Genomic DNA, 14,254 nt, shown 5'->3' with positions numbered 1-14,254 from the left:
TTGCCCGACGCAGCGGGAGAATGTTCGGCTTGCTACACCTGCATCGACATCACTTCCTGATACGCCGACACCAGTTTGTTGCGCACCTGGATCCCCATCTGCATCGATACCGACGCTTTTTGCATATCGGTCATCACATCGTTCAGCGCAATACCCGGTTCACCGAGGGTAAATTTCTCAGCCTGCACACGGGACGCGGTTTGTACATCGCTGATCCTGTCTAACGCCGCATGCAGTTGACCAGCAAAGCTCACGGTCGGTTGTGGCTGCATATCCTGCATTTTTGCTGACATCGCCGTGGTCTGTAGCTGGCTGATGACCCCTTCAATCCCCTGTATTGCCGACATTCTGATCCCCTGGATAATTTTTTACGTAGTTGAGATTACCAGTTAGTCAATAAGATAAAGGCGTTAAATAACGATAAAAAACCACGGTTTTTAACGCATAGAAAAATTCGAAACCGCAAATAATGAGACCGTCAATTTTTCGAGTTTGCTGACCCGGGAGTGAGTCTTGTTCCACTTTGCAAAAAACGCCGTCCACGATAAGCCACGAGGTGCGAGATGAGTGCGACAGCATCGACTGCAACCCAGCTTAAACCTCTCGAGTGGTTAAACCGCCTGCGCGCGAATCCCAGAATTCCTCTGATTGTGGCGGGAGCCGCTGCCGTCGCGATCATCGTGGCGATGGTCCTGTGGGCCAAAGCACCTGACTACCGCACGCTGTTCAGCAATCTTTCCGATCAGGATGGTGGCGCGATCGTCACCCAACTGACGCAGATGAACGTTCCCTACCGTTTTACTGAGGGAAGCGGCGCCATTGAAGTTCCTGCCGATAAAGTCCACGAACTGCGTTTACGCCTGGCGCAGCAAGGTCTGCCCAAAGGCGGCGCGGTGGGTTTTGAACTGCTGGATCAGGAAAAGTTTGGTATCAGCCAGTTTAGCGAGCAGGTCAACTACCAGCGCGCGCTGGAAGGTGAATTAGCCCGTACGATTGAAACGTTGGGACCGGTAAAACGCGCCCGCGTGCATCTGGCTATGCCAAAACCGTCGCTGTTTGTGCGTGAGCAAAAAGCGCCTTCAGCCTCCGTCACCGTCAATCTGGAACCGGGTCGCGCGCTGGATGAAGGTCAGATCAGTGCGGTCACGCATCTGGTTTCCAGCGCTGTTGCAGGCTTGCCGCCGGGCAACGTTACGCTGGTCGACCAGGCGGGGCATCTGTTAACCCAGTCGAATACCAGTAGCCGCGATCTTAACGATGCGCAGCTGAAATACGCCAGCGACGTCGAAGGCCGCGTTCAGCGTCGTATCGAATCGATTCTGTCGCCGATTGTCGGCAACGGTAACGTACATGCGCAGGTCACCGCGCAGCTGGATTTTGCCAACAAAGAGCAAACCGAAGAACAGTACCGTCCAAACGGTGATGAGTCCCAGGCCGTGCTGCGTTCTCGTCAGTTGAACGTCAGTGAGCAGGTCGGTAGCGGAGCACCAGGCGGCGTCCCGGGCGCGTTGTCAAATCAGCCCGCTCCGGCAAATACTGCGCCAATCGCCAACCCACCCGCTAATCAGCAAAACGCGCAAAATACGCAAAACGCACAGACGGCGAATAACAGTAATAATGCCGGCCCGCGCAATACTCAGCGCAATGAAACCAGCAACTATGAAGTTGACCGCACTATTCGCCATACCAAAATGAACGTTGGCGATGTGCAGCGTCTCTCGGTGGCTGTTGTGGTCAACTACAAAACGTTACCAGACGGCAAACCGTTGCCGTTAACCGCTGAGCAGATGAAACAGATTGAGGATCTGACCCGCGAAGCAATGGGATTCTCCGACAAACGTGGCGATACCCTGAACGTGGTGAACTCTCCCTTCACGGCGACCGACGATTCCATGGGCGAGCTACCGTTCTGGAAACAGCCGTTCTTTATTGATCAGTTAATGTCCGCAGGTCGTTGGTTGCTGGTTCTGTTGGTGGCGTGGATCCTGTGGCGGAAAGCCGTTCGTCCGCAGTTGGTCCGTCGCAGTGAAGAAGCGAAAGCCGTACAAGAACAAACGCGTGTCCGTCAGGAAACCGAAGAAGCGGTAGAAGTTCGCCTCAGCAAAGACGAACAAACCCAGCAGCGTCGTACTAATCAGCGTCTGGGAGCAGAAGTCATGAGTCAGCGTATTCGTGAAATGTCAGATAACGATCCGCGCGTCGTGGCGCTGGTCATTCGCCAGTGGATGAGTAACGATCATGAGTAATCTTACCGGTACCGATAAAAGCGTCATCCTGCTGATGACCATTGGCGAAGATCGCGCGGCGGAGGTGTTTAAGCACCTTTCCACGCGCGAAGTTCAGGCGCTCAGTACGGCGATGGCCAACGTTCGCCAGATTTCCAACAAGCAGTTGACGGAAGTGCTGGCCGAATTTGAACAAGAAGCCGAACAGTTTGCCGCGCTGAATATCAACGCCAACGAATATCTGCGCTCCGTACTGGTGAAAGCGCTGGGCGAGGAACGTGCCTCCAGTCTGCTGGAAGATATTCTGGAAACCCGCGATACCACCAGCGGCATTGAAACGCTTAACTTTATGGAGCCGCAAAGCGCCGCCGACCTTATCCGCGACGAGCATCCGCAGATTATCGCCACCATCCTGGTGCACCTCAAGCGGGGCCAGGCCGCCGATATACTGGCGCTTTTCGACGAGCGTTTACGTCACGACGTGATGCTGCGTATCGCCACCTTTGGCGGCGTACAGCCTGCCGCGCTGGCAGAACTGACCGAGGTTCTCAACGGCCTGCTCGATGGCCAGAACCTCAAGCGCAGCAAAATGGGCGGCGTGAGAACGGCGGCAGAAATTATCAACCTGATGAAAACCCAGCAGGAAGAAGCGGTTATTACCGCCGTACGCGAATTCGACGGCGAGCTGGCGCAGAAAATTATCGACGAGATGTTCCTGTTCGAGAACCTGGTGGATGTCGACGATCGCAGTATCCAGCGCCTGCTGCAGGAAGTGGATTCCGAATCGTTGCTGATTGCCCTGAAAGGTGCCGAACAGCCGCTGCGCGAGAAGTTCCTGCGCAACATGTCGCAACGTGCTGCCGATATTCTGCGCGACGACCTCGCCAACCGAGGTCCGGTGCGTTTGTCGCAGGTGGAAAACGAACAGAAAGCCATTCTGCTTATTGTGCGTCGTCTGGCGGAAACCGGCGAGATGGTGATAGGCAGCGGCGAGGATACCTATGTCTAACGAACTGCCGTGGAAAGTCTGGACCCCGGACGACCTCGCCCCACCGATGGCGGAATTCGTACTGGCTGAGCACAGCGAAAACCCGCTGTCAGAAGAAACAGAAGAACCAGAGCTTTCCGCAGAGCAACAGCTTGAACAGCAGCTCGCACAGTTGCAACTGCAGGCCCATGAGCAAGGTTATAACGCGGGTCTGGCGGAAGGTCGACAAAAAGGCCACGAACAAGGTTATCAGGAAGGCCTGAGTCAGGGGCTGGAGCAAGGCCAGAACCAGGCGCGCGCTCAGCATGCGCCGATCCATGCCCGCATGCAGCAACTGGTGAGCGAGTTTCAGAATACGCTGGACGCGCTGGACAGCGTCATTGCCTCGCGTCTGATGCAAATGGCGCTGGAAGCTGCGCGTCAGGTTATTGGTCAGACGCCTATTGTGGATAACGCTGCGCTGATTAAACAAATCCAACAGCTGTTGCAGCAAGAACCGCTGTTTAGCGGTAAACCGCAACTACGCGTACATCCGGACGATCTCCAGCGTGTAGAGGAGATGCTCGGTGCGACCCTCAGCCTGCACGGCTGGCGGCTGCGCGGCGATCCGACGCTGCATCACGGCGGCTGTAAAGTCTCAGCCGATGAAGGCGATCTGGATGCCAGCGTCGCTACGCGCTGGCAAGAACTCTGCCGTCTGGCAGCGCCGGGAGTCGTGTAATGACCACTCGCCTGACTCGCTGGCTCAACACGCTGGACAGCTTCGAAGAGAAAATGTCGCTACTGCCTGCGGTGCGCCGTTACGGTCGCCTGACCCGCGCCACTGGGCTGGTGCTGGAGGCCACGGGATTACAGTTGCCGCTGGGTGCCACCTGCGTTATTGAACGCCAGGACGGCAACGAAACCCAGGAGGTCGAAAGTGAAGTCGTGGGCTTTAACGGTCAGCGTCTGTTTCTGATGCCCCTCGAAGAGGTTGAAGGCGTTCTGCCCGGCGCGCGCGTGTACGCGAAGAACATTGCCGGAGAAGGTCTGCAAAGCGGGAAGCAATTACCGCTTGGCCCTGCATTGCTGGGTCGGGTGCTTGACGGTAGCGGCAAACCACTCGACGGTCTGCCCGCCCCGGATACCACCGAAACCGGGGCGCTGATTACGCCGCCGTTTAACCCGCTACAACGCACCGCGATTGAACACGTCCTGGATACCGGCGTACGCCCCATCAACGCGTTGTTAACCGTCGGTCGCGGTCAGCGGATGGGACTTTTCGCGGGTTCCGGTGTCGGTAAAAGCGTTCTGCTCGGCATGATGGCGCGCTATACCCAGGCCGATGTTATCGTCGTGGGTCTGATTGGCGAACGTGGTCGCGAAGTTAAAGATTTTATTGAAAATATTCTCGGTACCGACGGTCGTGCACGCTCAGTGGTGATTGCCGCTCCCGCAGATGTCTCGCCGCTGTTACGTATGCAAGGTGCGGCCTATGCCACGCGTATCGCCGAAGATTTTCGCGATCGTGGACAGCACGTATTGCTGATTATGGATTCCCTCACCCGCTACGCGATGGCGCAACGTGAGATCGCCCTGGCGATCGGAGAGCCGCCGGCAACGAAAGGTTATCCCCCCTCAGTATTCGCCAAATTACCGGCACTGGTCGAACGTGCCGGGAACGGTATTCACGGCGGCGGTTCCGTTACCGCGTTTTACACGGTACTGACCGAAGGTGACGACCAGCAGGACCCCATTGCGGATTCCGCGCGCGCGATTCTGGACGGCCACATTGTGCTGTCCCGTCATCTGGCCGAGGCGGGTCACTATCCGGCCATCGATATTGAAGCCTCGATCAGCCGCGCCATGACCGCGCTTATTAGTGAACAACACTATGCGCGGGTACGTAACTTTAAACAGCTGCTATCCAGCTTCCAGCGCAACCGCGATCTGGTCAGCGTGGGGGCGTATGCCAAAGGCAGCGATCCCATGCTGGATAAAGCCATCGCCCTATGGCCACAACTGGAAGCATTCTTACAGCAAGGCATTTTTGAACGGGCGGACTGGGAAGATTCTCTGCACGCGTTAGAACTGATTTTCCCTGGTGTGTGAGTAAGCAGGAGAGCATAGGTCATGGCACAACATGGTGCATTAGCCACACTGAAAGACCTGGCTGAAAAAGAGGTAGATGACGCCGCTGTCTTATTGGGAGAGATGCGTCGTGGCTGTCAGCAGGCGGAAGAGCAGTTGAAAATGCTGATCGATTATCAGCATGAGTATCGCAACAATCTGAACAGTGACATGGGTCAGGGTATTACCAGTAATCGCTGGATCAATTACCAACAATTTATTCAGACGCTGGAAAAAGCGATTGAGCAACACCGCCAACAGCTCAATCAGTGGACGCAGAAAGTAGACCAGGCATTGAACAGTTGGCGCGACAAAAAACAACGTTTACAGGCGTGGCAGACTCTGCAGGACAGACAAACCTCGGCGGCGTTACTGGCCGAAAACCGCCTGGATCAGAAAAAAATGGATGAATTTGCTCAGCGTGCAGCTATGAGGAAACCCGAATGATTACTTTACCCCAACTGATTACCACCGACACCGACGTAGCCGCAGGTCTTCAGTCAGGCAAAGCGGTTGATTCACCCGAGGATTTTTTAGCGCTGCTGGCGGGTGCATTAGGTGCGGACAACGCGCAGGGTAAAGACGCCCCGCTGTCGTTTGCCGACTTACAGGCGGCCGGTAGCAAACTGCAAAAAGGGTTATTGCAAAAAAATGGCGATTCAGCACCGTCGCTCAAGTTGACCGAACTACTGGCGCAAAAAGAGATGCACACTGATGCTTCTCTTGTCGACATGACAGACGCTCAGCAACTGTTGTCTGCCCTCACGCCCTCACTGAAAGTTAATGCCCTGACGACTCTGGGCAAAGTCGCTCAGCAGGATGAAAAAAACACCGCACTGAGCGATGAGGATCTCGCCAACCTGAGCGCATTGTTCGCCATGCTGCCAGGACAACCGCAGACCACGCCGGCCGTCGACAGCGCGCCAGCCCCCGTTGATGCGACGCTTTCGGCGTTGTCACGAGGCTCGGTACACAGCGCTATCGCCGATAATGCTGGCGAATTGTTGCCAGGTGATGCCAAAAAAGGCAAAGCGGATATTGCAACGCCTGCCAGCAGCGTAGATCAGACAAACAATCCGACATTAACCCCGTTGACGGCAGCGGCGACGACCAGAGCGGAAATTGAAAGCTCCCCTTCGCCGACCAGCATTGGCATGACGACGGCGCCGTTAAGTGGCCCGCAGTCCCACGCTCAGCCGTTACCGACCGCCGCACCTGTGTTAAGCGCGCCATTGGGTAGCCAGGAATGGCAGCAATCACTGAGCCAGCACGTCACTCTGTTTACTCGCCAGGGCCAGCAAAGCGCAGAACTGCGTCTGCATCCACAGGATCTGGGCCAGGTGCACATTTCCCTCAAGCTGGATGACAACCTCGCGCAGTTGCAAATGGTATCGCCACACAGTCACGTGCGCGCTGCGCTGGAAGCTGCATTACCGATGCTGCGTACGCAGTTGGCTGAAAGCGGTATCCAGCTTGGACAAAGCAGTATCAGTAGTGAAAGCTTTGCCGGTAATCAGCAGTCTTCCGGGCAGCAACAGCAGGCGGGTCGCGCTCAGGGACAAGACATTTTTGCCGCTGAAGATGACGCCGTACTGGCAGCACCAGCCTCACTGCAAGCCGCAGCACGCGGTGATGGAGCAGTAGACATCTTCGCCTAACGCCAGAGGTAGCATGATTATCCGCGTCTTTTCCACGCTTTGTCGTGGACAGGACACGGGATAATCAGCCCATAAGCTGTACCGAAACAGGAAGCCCGTATCTGATGACTGACTCCGCGATTAACAAAAAAAGTAAACGCGCTATTTGGATCCCTCTGCTGGTATTGATTACCCTCGCCGCCTGCGCAACTGCGGGTTATAGCTACTGGCGCATGCAGCAGCAGCCGTCCGCCAGCGTCAAAGCGGAACCGGCTCCACCGCCAGCCCCGGTATTCTTTGCGCTGGATACCTTTACCGTCAATCTGGGTGATGCGGACCGTGTACTGTATATCGGTATCACGCTGCGCATGAAAGACGAGGCAACGCGTTCACGTCTTAACGAATATCTGCCGGAAGTGCGCAGCCGCTTGCTGCTGCTGTTCTCTCGTCAGAACGCGGCTACGCTCGCCACCGAAGAAGGTAAGCAACAGCTCATTGCCGCCATCAAAGAGACGCTCGCGACTCCGCTCGTTGTTGGGCAACCCAAACAGGTTGTCACCGACGTTCTTTATACAGCTTTTATTCTGCGGTAAAGACATGGGCGACAGTATTCTTTCTCAGGCTGAAATCGACGCATTGCTTAATGGCGATAGCGAAACTAAAGACGAACCCATTTCCGGTATCGCAAAAGAAAGCGATATTCGTCCTTACGATCCCAACACCCAGCGCCGCGTGGTACGTGAGCGTTTACAGGCGCTGGAGATCATTAACGAACGCTTCGCGCGCCAGTTCCGTATGGGGTTATTTAACCTGTTGCGCCGTAGCCCGGATATTACCGTGGGTGCGATCCGTATCCAGCCATACCACGAGTTTGCGCGCAACTTACCGGTTCCGACCAACCTGAACTTAATCCACCTGAAGCCGCTGCGCGGTACGGGTCTGGTGGTGTTCTCACCGAGTCTGGTATTTATCGCCGTCGATAACCTGTTCGGCGGTGATGGCCGCTTCCCGACGAAAGTGGAAGGCCGTGAATTTACCCATACCGAACAGCGCGTTATCAACCGCATGCTGAAGCTGGCGCTGGAAAGCTACAGCGACGCGTGGAAGGCCATCAATCCACTGGAAGTGGAATACGTTCGTTCTGAGATGCAGGTGAAATTTACCAATATCACCACGTCTCCTAACGACATCGTGGTCAATACCCCATTCCACGTTGAAATTGGCAATCTGACCGGTGAATTTAACATCTGTCTGCCATTCAGCATGATTGAACCGTTGCGTGAGCTGCTGGTGAACCCGCCGCTGGAAAACTCACGTAATGAAGATCAGAACTGGCGCAATAATCTGGTGCGTCAGGTTCAGCATTCTGAGCTGGAGCTGGTGGCAAACTTTGCTGACATTCCGCTGCGGCTATCCCAGATTTTAAAACTGAAACCCGGCGATGTACTGCCGATTGAAAAACCCGACCGCATTATTGCTCATGTGGACGGCGTGCCTGTACTGACCAGCCAGTATGGCACGGTGAACGGTCAGTATGCGTTACGCGTAGAACATCTGATAAACCCGATTTTGAATTCGCTGAATGAGGAACAGCCCAAATGAGTGATATGAATAATCCGTCCGATGAGAACACTGGTGCATTGGACGATCTGTGGGCTGACGCGTTAAACGAGCAAAAAACCACGCCCACCAAAAGTGCGGCCGATGCGGTATTCCAGCAGTTAGGTGGCGGCGACGTCAGCGGTGCCTTGCAGGACATCGACCTGATCATGGACATTCCGGTCAAACTGACCGTCGAATTGGGCCGAACCCGCATGACCATCAAAGAGCTGCTGCGTCTGACGCAGGGTTCGGTCGTCGCGTTGGATGGGCTGGCGGGCGAGCCGCTGGATATCCTGATCAACGGTTACCTGATTGCCCAGGGTGAAGTGGTGGTTGTCGCAGACAAATACGGCGTACGTATCACCGACATTATTACCCCATCTGAACGCATGCGCCGTCTGAGCCGTTAATCATGAATACCCAGGCTACAGTTTCTCAGCCAGCCGCCGTACCCGGCTCACCGCTGGTTCAGGTAAGCGGCGCGCTGCTTGGGATCATCGTATTGATCCTGGCTGCAGCCTGGGTGATTAAGCGTATGGGGTTTGCCCCCAAAAGCGCCGGTACGCGCGGACTGAAAGTTGCGGCAAGTACCTCACTGGGTCCACGTGAGCGCGTGGTGATTGTTGAGGTTGAAGATGCGCGCCTGGTACTGGGCGTCACGGCCTCGCAAATTAACGTGTTGCACACCCTGCCCCCGGCGCCTGCTGATACAGAAGAAAAACCGGCCTCCCCCACGGATTTCCAGGCCATGATGAAGAGTTTGCTTAAGCGTCCCGGGAGATCCTGATGCGCCGTTTGTTATCCATCACGCTGGCAGGCTTATGGCTTTTCAGCCCAGTAGCCCTCGCCCAGCTCCCGGGTCTGGTTAGCCAGCCGCTGCCTGGCGGCGGACAAAGCTGGTCTTTGCCCGTGCAAACGCTGGTGTTTATCACCTCGCTGACGTTCCTGCCCGCCATTTTATTGATGATGACCAGCTTCACCCGCATCATTATCGTTTTCGGTCTGTTACGAAATGCGCTGGGAACCCCTTCGGCCCCCCCGAACCAGGTGCTACTGGGCCTGGCGCTATTTTTGACCTTTTTCATCATGTCGCCAGTAATCGACAAAATCTACGTCGACGCATATCAGCCGTTCAGCGAAGAGAAAATCTCTATGCAGGAAGCCATGGAGAAAGGCGCACAGCCGCTGCGTGAGTTTATGTTGCGCCAGACCCGTGAAGCCGATCTGGCACTCTTCGCGCGCTTAGCAAACAGCGGTCCCCTACAGGGACCAGAAGCCGTACCGATGCGGATTTTGCTTCCAGCCTATGTCACCAGCGAGCTGAAGACGGCATTCCAGATAGGGTTTACCATTTTTATTCCGTTTCTGATTATCGATCTGGTCATCGCCAGCGTGCTGATGGCGCTCGGGATGATGATGGTCCCCCCGGCCACGATCGCGCTACCCTTCAAGCTGATGCTGTTTGTGTTGGTAGACGGTTGGCAGTTGCTTGTCGGCTCGCTAGCTCAAAGCTTTTACAGTTAGAGGCGCGAAATGACACCTGAATCGGTCATGATGATGGGCACAGAGGCGATGAAAGTCGCCCTGGCCCTTGCCGCGCCTTTGCTGTTGGTCGCCCTTGTTACAGGTCTTATCATCAGTATTTTGCAGGCGGCGACCCAGATAAACGAAATGACGCTGTCCTTCATTCCCAAAATTGTCGCGGTTTTTATTGCCATCATTGTTGCCGGCCCGTGGATGCTTAACCTGCTGCTCGACTACGTGCGTACGCTGTTCAGCAATATCCCCTACATCATCGGGTAGATAACATTATGCTGCAGGTGACCAGCGTTGAGTGGCTCCACTGGCTGAATCTTTACTTCTGGCCTTTGCTGCGCATCCTGGCGCTCATCTCAACGGCGCCGATTCTCAGCGAGCGCGCGATCCCCAAGCGGGTAAAACTGGGGCTGGGGTTAATGATAACCGTCGTTATCGCTCCGTCGATTCCCCCGGTAGATGTCCCTATCTTTTCTATCGTGGCGCTATGGCAGGCAATGCAACAAATCCTGATCGGCATCGCTCTGGGCTTCACTATGCAGTTTGCCTTCGCGGCAGTACGTACCGCCGGGGAATTAATTGGTCTGCAAATGGGTCTCTCCTTCGCAACCTTCTTTGATCCCGGCAGCCGTCTGAATATGCCGGTACTGGCGAGACTGATCGACATGCTCGCCATGCTGTTATTCCTGACTTTTAACGGCCATTTGTGGCTTATTTCGCTGTTGGTGGATACATTTCATACCTTGCCAATCGGCGGCAATCCGGTGAACAGCAATGCGTTTCTCGCTCTGGCGCGGGCGGGTAGCCTGATTTTCCTCAACGGGCTAATGTTGGCCCTGCCGATAATGACGCTGCTACTCACCCTAAACCTCGCACTCGGTCTGTTGAATCGCATGGCTCCTCAACTGTCGATTTTCGTTATCGGTTTTCCACTCACCCTCGCCGTGGGTATTTCATTAATGGCGGCCCTGATGCCATTAATTGCGCCATTCTGCGAGCGATTATTCAGCGAAATTTTTAATTTGTTGGCTGATATTGTCAGCGAAATGCCCGGAAAATAATAACCCTTAATTTTTATCCTGTTTTACTAAGGATTGTCCTAAATTTAAAAAGCGACAACATCCACCAGGATATCTCTGTCGCGGTTTATTTATTATTGACTCACTCACATAACGCAACATTTACTTTACTTTAAGATGTTTCCTGGCAAATTATACGCAACTTTACGGGATAGTAATTTCGCCTGAAAAACAGCGAAAGCGTCATCTTGGGTCGTTATTATTCCGTTTAGTTGTGATGAAAATAATCAGGTAAGGGGAATTATCGTTACGCATTGAGTGAGGGTATGCCATGTCAACGATTATTATGGATTTGTGCAGTTACACCCGGCTAGGGTTGACCGGATATCTGGTAAGTCGGGGGGTGAAGAAAAGGGAAATCAACAACATTTCCAACGTTGAGGAGCTCAGTCTCGCCTGTGTCTCTCAACAGCCCGCTGTGGTGTTTATTAATGAGGACTGCTTTATCCACGATCCTGCTAATAGCCAGCAAATAAAGCAAATCATTAATCAGCATCCTGGCACATTATTTATTGTGTTTATGGCAATTGCCAACGTGCATTTTGATGAGTATCTATTAGTCAGAAAAAATTTATTGATTAGTTCTAAGTCGATTAAACCAGATTCACTGGATGAACTCCTTGGCGATATTCTGAAAAAAGAAGTAGATTTTGTCATTGATGTGAATCTGCCGACATTATCATTGAGCCGTACCGAGTCCAGCATGCTACGCATGTGGATGGAGGGTCAGGGCACAATACAGATATCCGACCAAATGAATATCAAAGCCAAGACCGTGTCATCCCATAAGGGGAATATAAAACGAAAGATAAAGACGCATAATAAGCAAGTTATCTATCACGTTGTGAGACTCACCGATAACGTTACCAATGGTATCTTTGTGAATACGCGCTAACACGTTCTGACTGGTGGCGAATCCACCAGTCAGGATTATGCAGCAAAACTCACCTTATTCTACTTTTTCCACGAAGATACCATCCTGATGACCTGACTCATTAAAGAACCAGATACCGAGCGGGTAGTCTTCCAGCGAAACCAGGTACATGGTGCCTTCACTAAACTCTTCGATAGCCAGTACCACGCCCGGTCGACGAGGACCGCCGTCCGTTTTGACTGTGACCCGATCATTCACCTTCATAGTTTTCCTCCTGTGGCTTTGTGCCAGTGTAGAACAATTTCCTTTTTCTGGCAGCGCCCGGCTCGCGCGATTGCGGGTTTTATCGACGGTCTATACTTAAGTTGTGCGTATCTGATGTTTGGATGCGCTCCCCCGGTATCCTTAACGGTTGAGAGGTATGAGGATGAAAACCGCGAAAGAGTACAGCGATACGGCCAAACGTGAAGTCAGCGTCGATGTGGACGCGCTACTGAAGGCAATCAACGAAATCTGCGAGAGTGAAATTCATCGCAGTCAGGATGACCCTGAACGCGTCAGCGTCGACGGACGTGATTACCACACGTGGCATGAACTGGCCGACGCGTTCGAGCTTGATATCCATGATTTTAGCGTGTCGGAGATCAATCGCTGACTGAGGGCGAAAAAAATCCCGGCCCTTATCGGGTCGGGATCAAGCTTGCTTATGCAAGAAGCACTTGAAAATTCGTTACACCAGGAAATCTGATGTGAAACAAACCTTATCTGCAATTTTTTTGCCTGACAAGTAAATAATTCTCACTAAAATGATAAATATAACTAATGATTGAAAGATCACCCGGTTACGCGCACCCCAGGTGTTCAGGCATCCTGGCAGAGCTTTCTTCGCTCGCCCGGCACCAGTTCATCTTCACGGAATGCTTCCCGTTTGACGCCAAAGCCGTCGTACCAGCGACACTCCACCATTCCGCTGGCATACCCGGTAACGATCATGCGTGGGCCACCCTCTTTGGAGGTGACTTCCTCACTGACAGAAAAGACCATACCTGCCTCCTGTATCAAGAGAAACCTTTACACCTTAGACGACAAAGAAGGGTTTTGCGTAATCAACCCTGCGACAATTAGTGCGAAACTCCGCGCACTCTGGCGACGCCTTTCACCAGCAGCACCACTATTGCGCCAATGATAAAACCGAGCACCAGATTCAGCAGGGTCGGAAGCATCAGCGCAATCAATGCACTTTGCTGTTGGGCAAAATGTTCAATCGCATGATGCAGCGGTGTTATTCCGTGCACCACAATTCCGCCGCCAACCAAAAACATCGCCAGCGTGCCGACCACGGAAAGTGTTTTCATAAGCCAGGGGGCAACAACCAGCAATCCTTTACCCAGCGACTGGGCCAGCGTACTGCGCTTTTCTGCCAACCAGTATCCGATATCATCGAGCTTAACGATAATCCCGACCAGGCCGTAGACCCCCACTGTCACCACTAATGCGATGCCAGATAACACCAACACCTGATTCAACAATGGCGCATCCGCTACGATCCCCAGCGTAATCGCGACAATCTCAGCAGATAAAATAAAGTCGGTACGTATCGCCCCTTTGATTTTGTCTTTCTCAAAGGTGAGCGGATCCTGTGCTGCCAAAGATGTCAGACGCTGCTGACGCTCTTCCGGGGTTTCTTTGTGCTTACGCGCTTCCAGGGTATGGAGAACTTTTTCTACACCTTCAAAACAGAGGAACGCCCCGCCTACCATTAATAAGGGGGTGATCGCCCAGGGAATGAAGGCGCTTATCAATAGCGCCAACGGCACAAGGATAACTTTGTTAACAAACGATCCTTTCGCGACGCTCCAGACCACCGGGAGTTCACGGTTCGCCCGCACACCCGACACCTGCTGCGCGTTAAGCGACAGATCATCGCCCAGCACACCCGCGGTTTTTTTCGCGGCCAGTTTTCCCATGACAGAGATATCATCCAGCAAAGTGGCGATATCATCGAGTAAGGTCAATAAGCTACTTCCTGCCAAAATTTTTACCCTCAATATTATTTTTTTGCAGTCATAAGTATGAAGTAAAACACGCAATGCTGAAACTGACCTTTCTGGTCAACAAATTTTTAACATCAGCACGTAATTATAAATCTCGCCAGCAAGATAGTTTTGACGTTTACTATGTTGCACCTTTTTATTTCCACCGTG

General features: G+C 53.4%; 19 protein-coding genes. 15 read left to right on the top strand and 4 right to left on the bottom strand.

Features of this window, described 5'->3' with window-relative positions; translation table 11 throughout:
• Positions 1–32: 32 nt before the first annotated feature.
• Positions 33–347 (bottom strand): flagellar hook-basal body complex protein FliE, encoded by a 315-nt coding sequence (gene fliE, locus OGV65_RS15850; RefSeq protein WP_016153486.1) that lies wholly within the window; start codon positions 345–347, stop codon positions 33–35.
• A gap of 216 nt (positions 348–563) precedes the next feature.
• On the opposite strand from fliE, the gene fliF reads away from it, so the two are divergent.
• The 14 genes from fliF (at position 564) to rcsA (ending at position 12,071) form a co-directional block, all read left to right on the top strand.
• Positions 564–2,246 carry a flagellar basal-body MS-ring/collar protein FliF gene (gene fliF / locus OGV65_RS15845; RefSeq protein ID WP_047357996.1) on the top strand — a complete coding sequence of 561 codons (1,683 nt, stop codon included), beginning with the start codon at positions 564–566 and terminating at the stop codon, positions 2,244–2,246.
• Positions 2,239–3,234 (top strand): flagellar motor switch protein FliG, encoded by a 996-nt coding sequence (gene fliG, locus OGV65_RS15840; protein ID WP_016153488.1) that lies wholly within the window; start codon positions 2,239–2,241, stop codon positions 3,232–3,234. The genes fliF and fliG overlap by 8 nt, the downstream gene beginning before the upstream one ends.
• Entirely contained in the window at positions 3,227–3,934 is a 708-nt protein-coding gene (gene fliH, locus OGV65_RS15835; protein WP_137352144.1) for a flagellar assembly protein FliH, read from the top strand. Before fliG ends, fliH begins: the two co-directional genes overlap by 8 nt.
• Positions 3,934–5,304 (top strand): flagellar protein export ATPase FliI, encoded by a 1,371-nt coding sequence (gene fliI / locus OGV65_RS15830; protein WP_016153490.1) that lies wholly within the window; start codon positions 3,934–3,936, stop codon positions 5,302–5,304. Before fliH ends, fliI begins: the two co-directional genes overlap by 1 nt.
• Positions 5,305–5,325: 21 nt before the next feature.
• Positions 5,326–5,769, top strand: coding sequence for a flagellar export protein FliJ (gene fliJ, locus OGV65_RS15825; protein WP_016153491.1), 444 nt, complete (start codon positions 5,326–5,328; stop codon positions 5,767–5,769).
• On the top strand, positions 5,766–6,980 hold the full coding sequence (gene fliK, locus OGV65_RS15820; protein ID WP_016153492.1) for a flagellar hook length control protein FliK: 1,215 nt from the start codon (positions 5,766–5,768) through the stop codon (positions 6,978–6,980). Before fliJ ends, fliK begins: the two co-directional genes overlap by 4 nt.
• 104 nt (positions 6,981–7,084) lie before the next feature.
• On the top strand, positions 7,085–7,552 hold the full coding sequence (fliL, locus tag OGV65_RS15815) for a flagellar basal body-associated protein FliL (protein ID WP_016153493.1): 468 nt from the start codon (positions 7,085–7,087) through the stop codon (positions 7,550–7,552).
• A 4-nt stretch (positions 7,553–7,556) separates the two neighbouring features.
• Positions 7,557–8,561: a flagellar motor switch protein FliM gene (gene fliM / locus OGV65_RS15810; RefSeq protein ID WP_003030434.1), complete on the top strand. Its 1,005-nt coding sequence runs from the start codon at positions 7,557–7,559 to the stop codon at positions 8,559–8,561.
• Positions 8,558–8,971 carry a flagellar motor switch protein FliN gene (gene fliN / locus OGV65_RS15805; protein WP_003030433.1) on the top strand — a complete coding sequence of 138 codons (414 nt, stop codon included), beginning with the start codon at positions 8,558–8,560 and terminating at the stop codon, positions 8,969–8,971. Before fliM ends, fliN begins: the two co-directional genes overlap by 4 nt.
• The gene (gene fliO, locus OGV65_RS15800; RefSeq protein ID WP_286455267.1) at positions 8,971–9,348 is read left to right on the top strand and encodes a flagellar biosynthetic protein FliO; all 378 of its coding nucleotides are present in this window, start codon (positions 8,971–8,973) and stop codon (positions 9,346–9,348) included. Before fliN ends, fliO begins: the two co-directional genes overlap by 1 nt.
• The gene (gene fliP, locus OGV65_RS15795) at positions 9,348–10,085 is read left to right on the top strand and encodes a flagellar type III secretion system pore protein FliP (protein ID WP_006684053.1); all 738 of its coding nucleotides are present in this window, start codon (positions 9,348–9,350) and stop codon (positions 10,083–10,085) included. Before fliO ends, fliP begins: the two co-directional genes overlap by 1 nt.
• Before the next feature lie 9 nt (positions 10,086–10,094).
• Positions 10,095–10,364: a flagellar biosynthesis protein FliQ gene (fliQ, locus tag OGV65_RS15790; RefSeq protein ID WP_003030425.1), complete on the top strand. Its 270-nt coding sequence runs from the start codon at positions 10,095–10,097 to the stop codon at positions 10,362–10,364.
• Between the two features lie 8 nt (positions 10,365–10,372).
• Positions 10,373–11,158: a flagellar biosynthetic protein FliR gene (gene fliR, locus OGV65_RS15785; protein WP_016153496.1), complete on the top strand. Its 786-nt coding sequence runs from the start codon at positions 10,373–10,375 to the stop codon at positions 11,156–11,158.
• Positions 11,159–11,447: 289 nt separating this feature from the next.
• Complete coding sequence (rcsA, locus tag OGV65_RS15780; RefSeq protein ID WP_016153497.1) at positions 11,448–12,071, top strand: transcriptional regulator RcsA; 624 nt, start codon at positions 11,448–11,450, stop codon at positions 12,069–12,071.
• A gap of 54 nt (positions 12,072–12,125) precedes the next feature.
• Here rcsA and dsrB read toward each other — a convergent pair whose 3' ends face one another.
• The gene (dsrB, locus tag OGV65_RS15775) at positions 12,126–12,314 is read right to left on the bottom strand and encodes a protein DsrB (protein WP_003030419.1); all 189 of its coding nucleotides are present in this window, start codon (positions 12,312–12,314) and stop codon (positions 12,126–12,128) included.
• A 163-nt stretch (positions 12,315–12,477) separates the two neighbouring features.
• Here dsrB and yodD point away from each other — a divergent pair, with 163 nt between their 5' ends.
• The gene (gene yodD / locus OGV65_RS15770) at positions 12,478–12,705 is read left to right on the top strand and encodes a YodD family peroxide/acid resistance protein (protein ID WP_003030417.1); all 228 of its coding nucleotides are present in this window, start codon (positions 12,478–12,480) and stop codon (positions 12,703–12,705) included.
• Between the two features lie 206 nt (positions 12,706–12,911).
• Here the strand turns inward: yodD and OGV65_RS15765 are convergent, their stop codons facing one another.
• Positions 12,912–13,094 (bottom strand): YodC family protein, encoded by a 183-nt coding sequence (locus tag OGV65_RS15765; protein WP_016153498.1) that lies wholly within the window; start codon positions 13,092–13,094, stop codon positions 12,912–12,914.
• 77 nt (positions 13,095–13,171) lie between these two features.
• On the bottom strand, positions 13,172–14,083 hold the full coding sequence (locus tag OGV65_RS15760) for a DUF808 domain-containing protein (RefSeq protein WP_016156847.1): 912 nt from the start codon (positions 14,081–14,083) through the stop codon (positions 13,172–13,174).
• Positions 14,084–14,254: the final 171 nt, after the last annotated feature.

The organism is Citrobacter sp. Cb004, assembly GCF_030337065.1.
Lineage (GTDB): Bacteria > Pseudomonadota > Gammaproteobacteria > Enterobacterales > Enterobacteriaceae > Citrobacter > Citrobacter braakii.
Note: the sequence above shows the minus strand (reverse complement) of the source record. Positions and strands in the feature narration are given on the sequence as shown.

Excerpts from the sequence above, each read along its gene's own strand:
- fliL (WP_016153493.1), top strand. The coding sequence starts at position 7,085 with ATGACTGACTCCGCGATTAACAAAAAAAGTAAACGCGCTATTTGGATC.
- fliI (WP_016153490.1), top strand. The coding sequence starts at position 3,934 with ATGACCACTCGCCTGACTCGCTGGCTCAACACGCTGGACAGCTTCGAA.
- OGV65_RS15765 (WP_016153498.1), bottom strand. The coding sequence starts at position 13,094 with ATGGTCTTTTCTGTCAGTGAGGAAGTCACCTCCAAAGAGGGTGGCCCA.
- fliN (WP_003030433.1), top strand. The coding sequence starts at position 8,558 with ATGAGTGATATGAATAATCCGTCCGATGAGAACACTGGTGCATTGGAC.
- fliM (WP_003030434.1), top strand. The coding sequence starts at position 7,557 with ATGGGCGACAGTATTCTTTCTCAGGCTGAAATCGACGCATTGCTTAAT.
- fliJ (WP_016153491.1), top strand. The coding sequence starts at position 5,326 with ATGGCACAACATGGTGCATTAGCCACACTGAAAGACCTGGCTGAAAAA.
- dsrB (WP_003030419.1), bottom strand. The coding sequence starts at position 12,314 with ATGAAGGTGAATGATCGGGTCACAGTCAAAACGGACGGCGGTCCTCGT.
- fliK (WP_016153492.1), top strand. The coding sequence starts at position 5,766 with ATGATTACTTTACCCCAACTGATTACCACCGACACCGACGTAGCCGCA.
- fliR (WP_016153496.1), top strand. The coding sequence starts at position 10,373 with ATGCTGCAGGTGACCAGCGTTGAGTGGCTCCACTGGCTGAATCTTTAC.
- fliH (WP_137352144.1), top strand. The coding sequence starts at position 3,227 with ATGTCTAACGAACTGCCGTGGAAAGTCTGGACCCCGGACGACCTCGCC.
- fliG (WP_016153488.1), top strand. The coding sequence starts at position 2,239 with ATGAGTAATCTTACCGGTACCGATAAAAGCGTCATCCTGCTGATGACC.
- fliQ (WP_003030425.1), top strand. The coding sequence starts at position 10,095 with ATGACACCTGAATCGGTCATGATGATGGGCACAGAGGCGATGAAAGTC.
- fliE (WP_016153486.1), bottom strand. The coding sequence starts at position 347 with ATGTCGGCAATACAGGGGATTGAAGGGGTCATCAGCCAGCTACAGACC.
- rcsA (WP_016153497.1), top strand. The coding sequence starts at position 11,448 with ATGTCAACGATTATTATGGATTTGTGCAGTTACACCCGGCTAGGGTTG.
- fliP (WP_006684053.1), top strand. The coding sequence starts at position 9,348 with ATGCGCCGTTTGTTATCCATCACGCTGGCAGGCTTATGGCTTTTCAGC.
- yodD (WP_003030417.1), top strand. The coding sequence starts at position 12,478 with ATGAAAACCGCGAAAGAGTACAGCGATACGGCCAAACGTGAAGTCAGC.
- fliF (WP_047357996.1), top strand. The coding sequence starts at position 564 with ATGAGTGCGACAGCATCGACTGCAACCCAGCTTAAACCTCTCGAGTGG.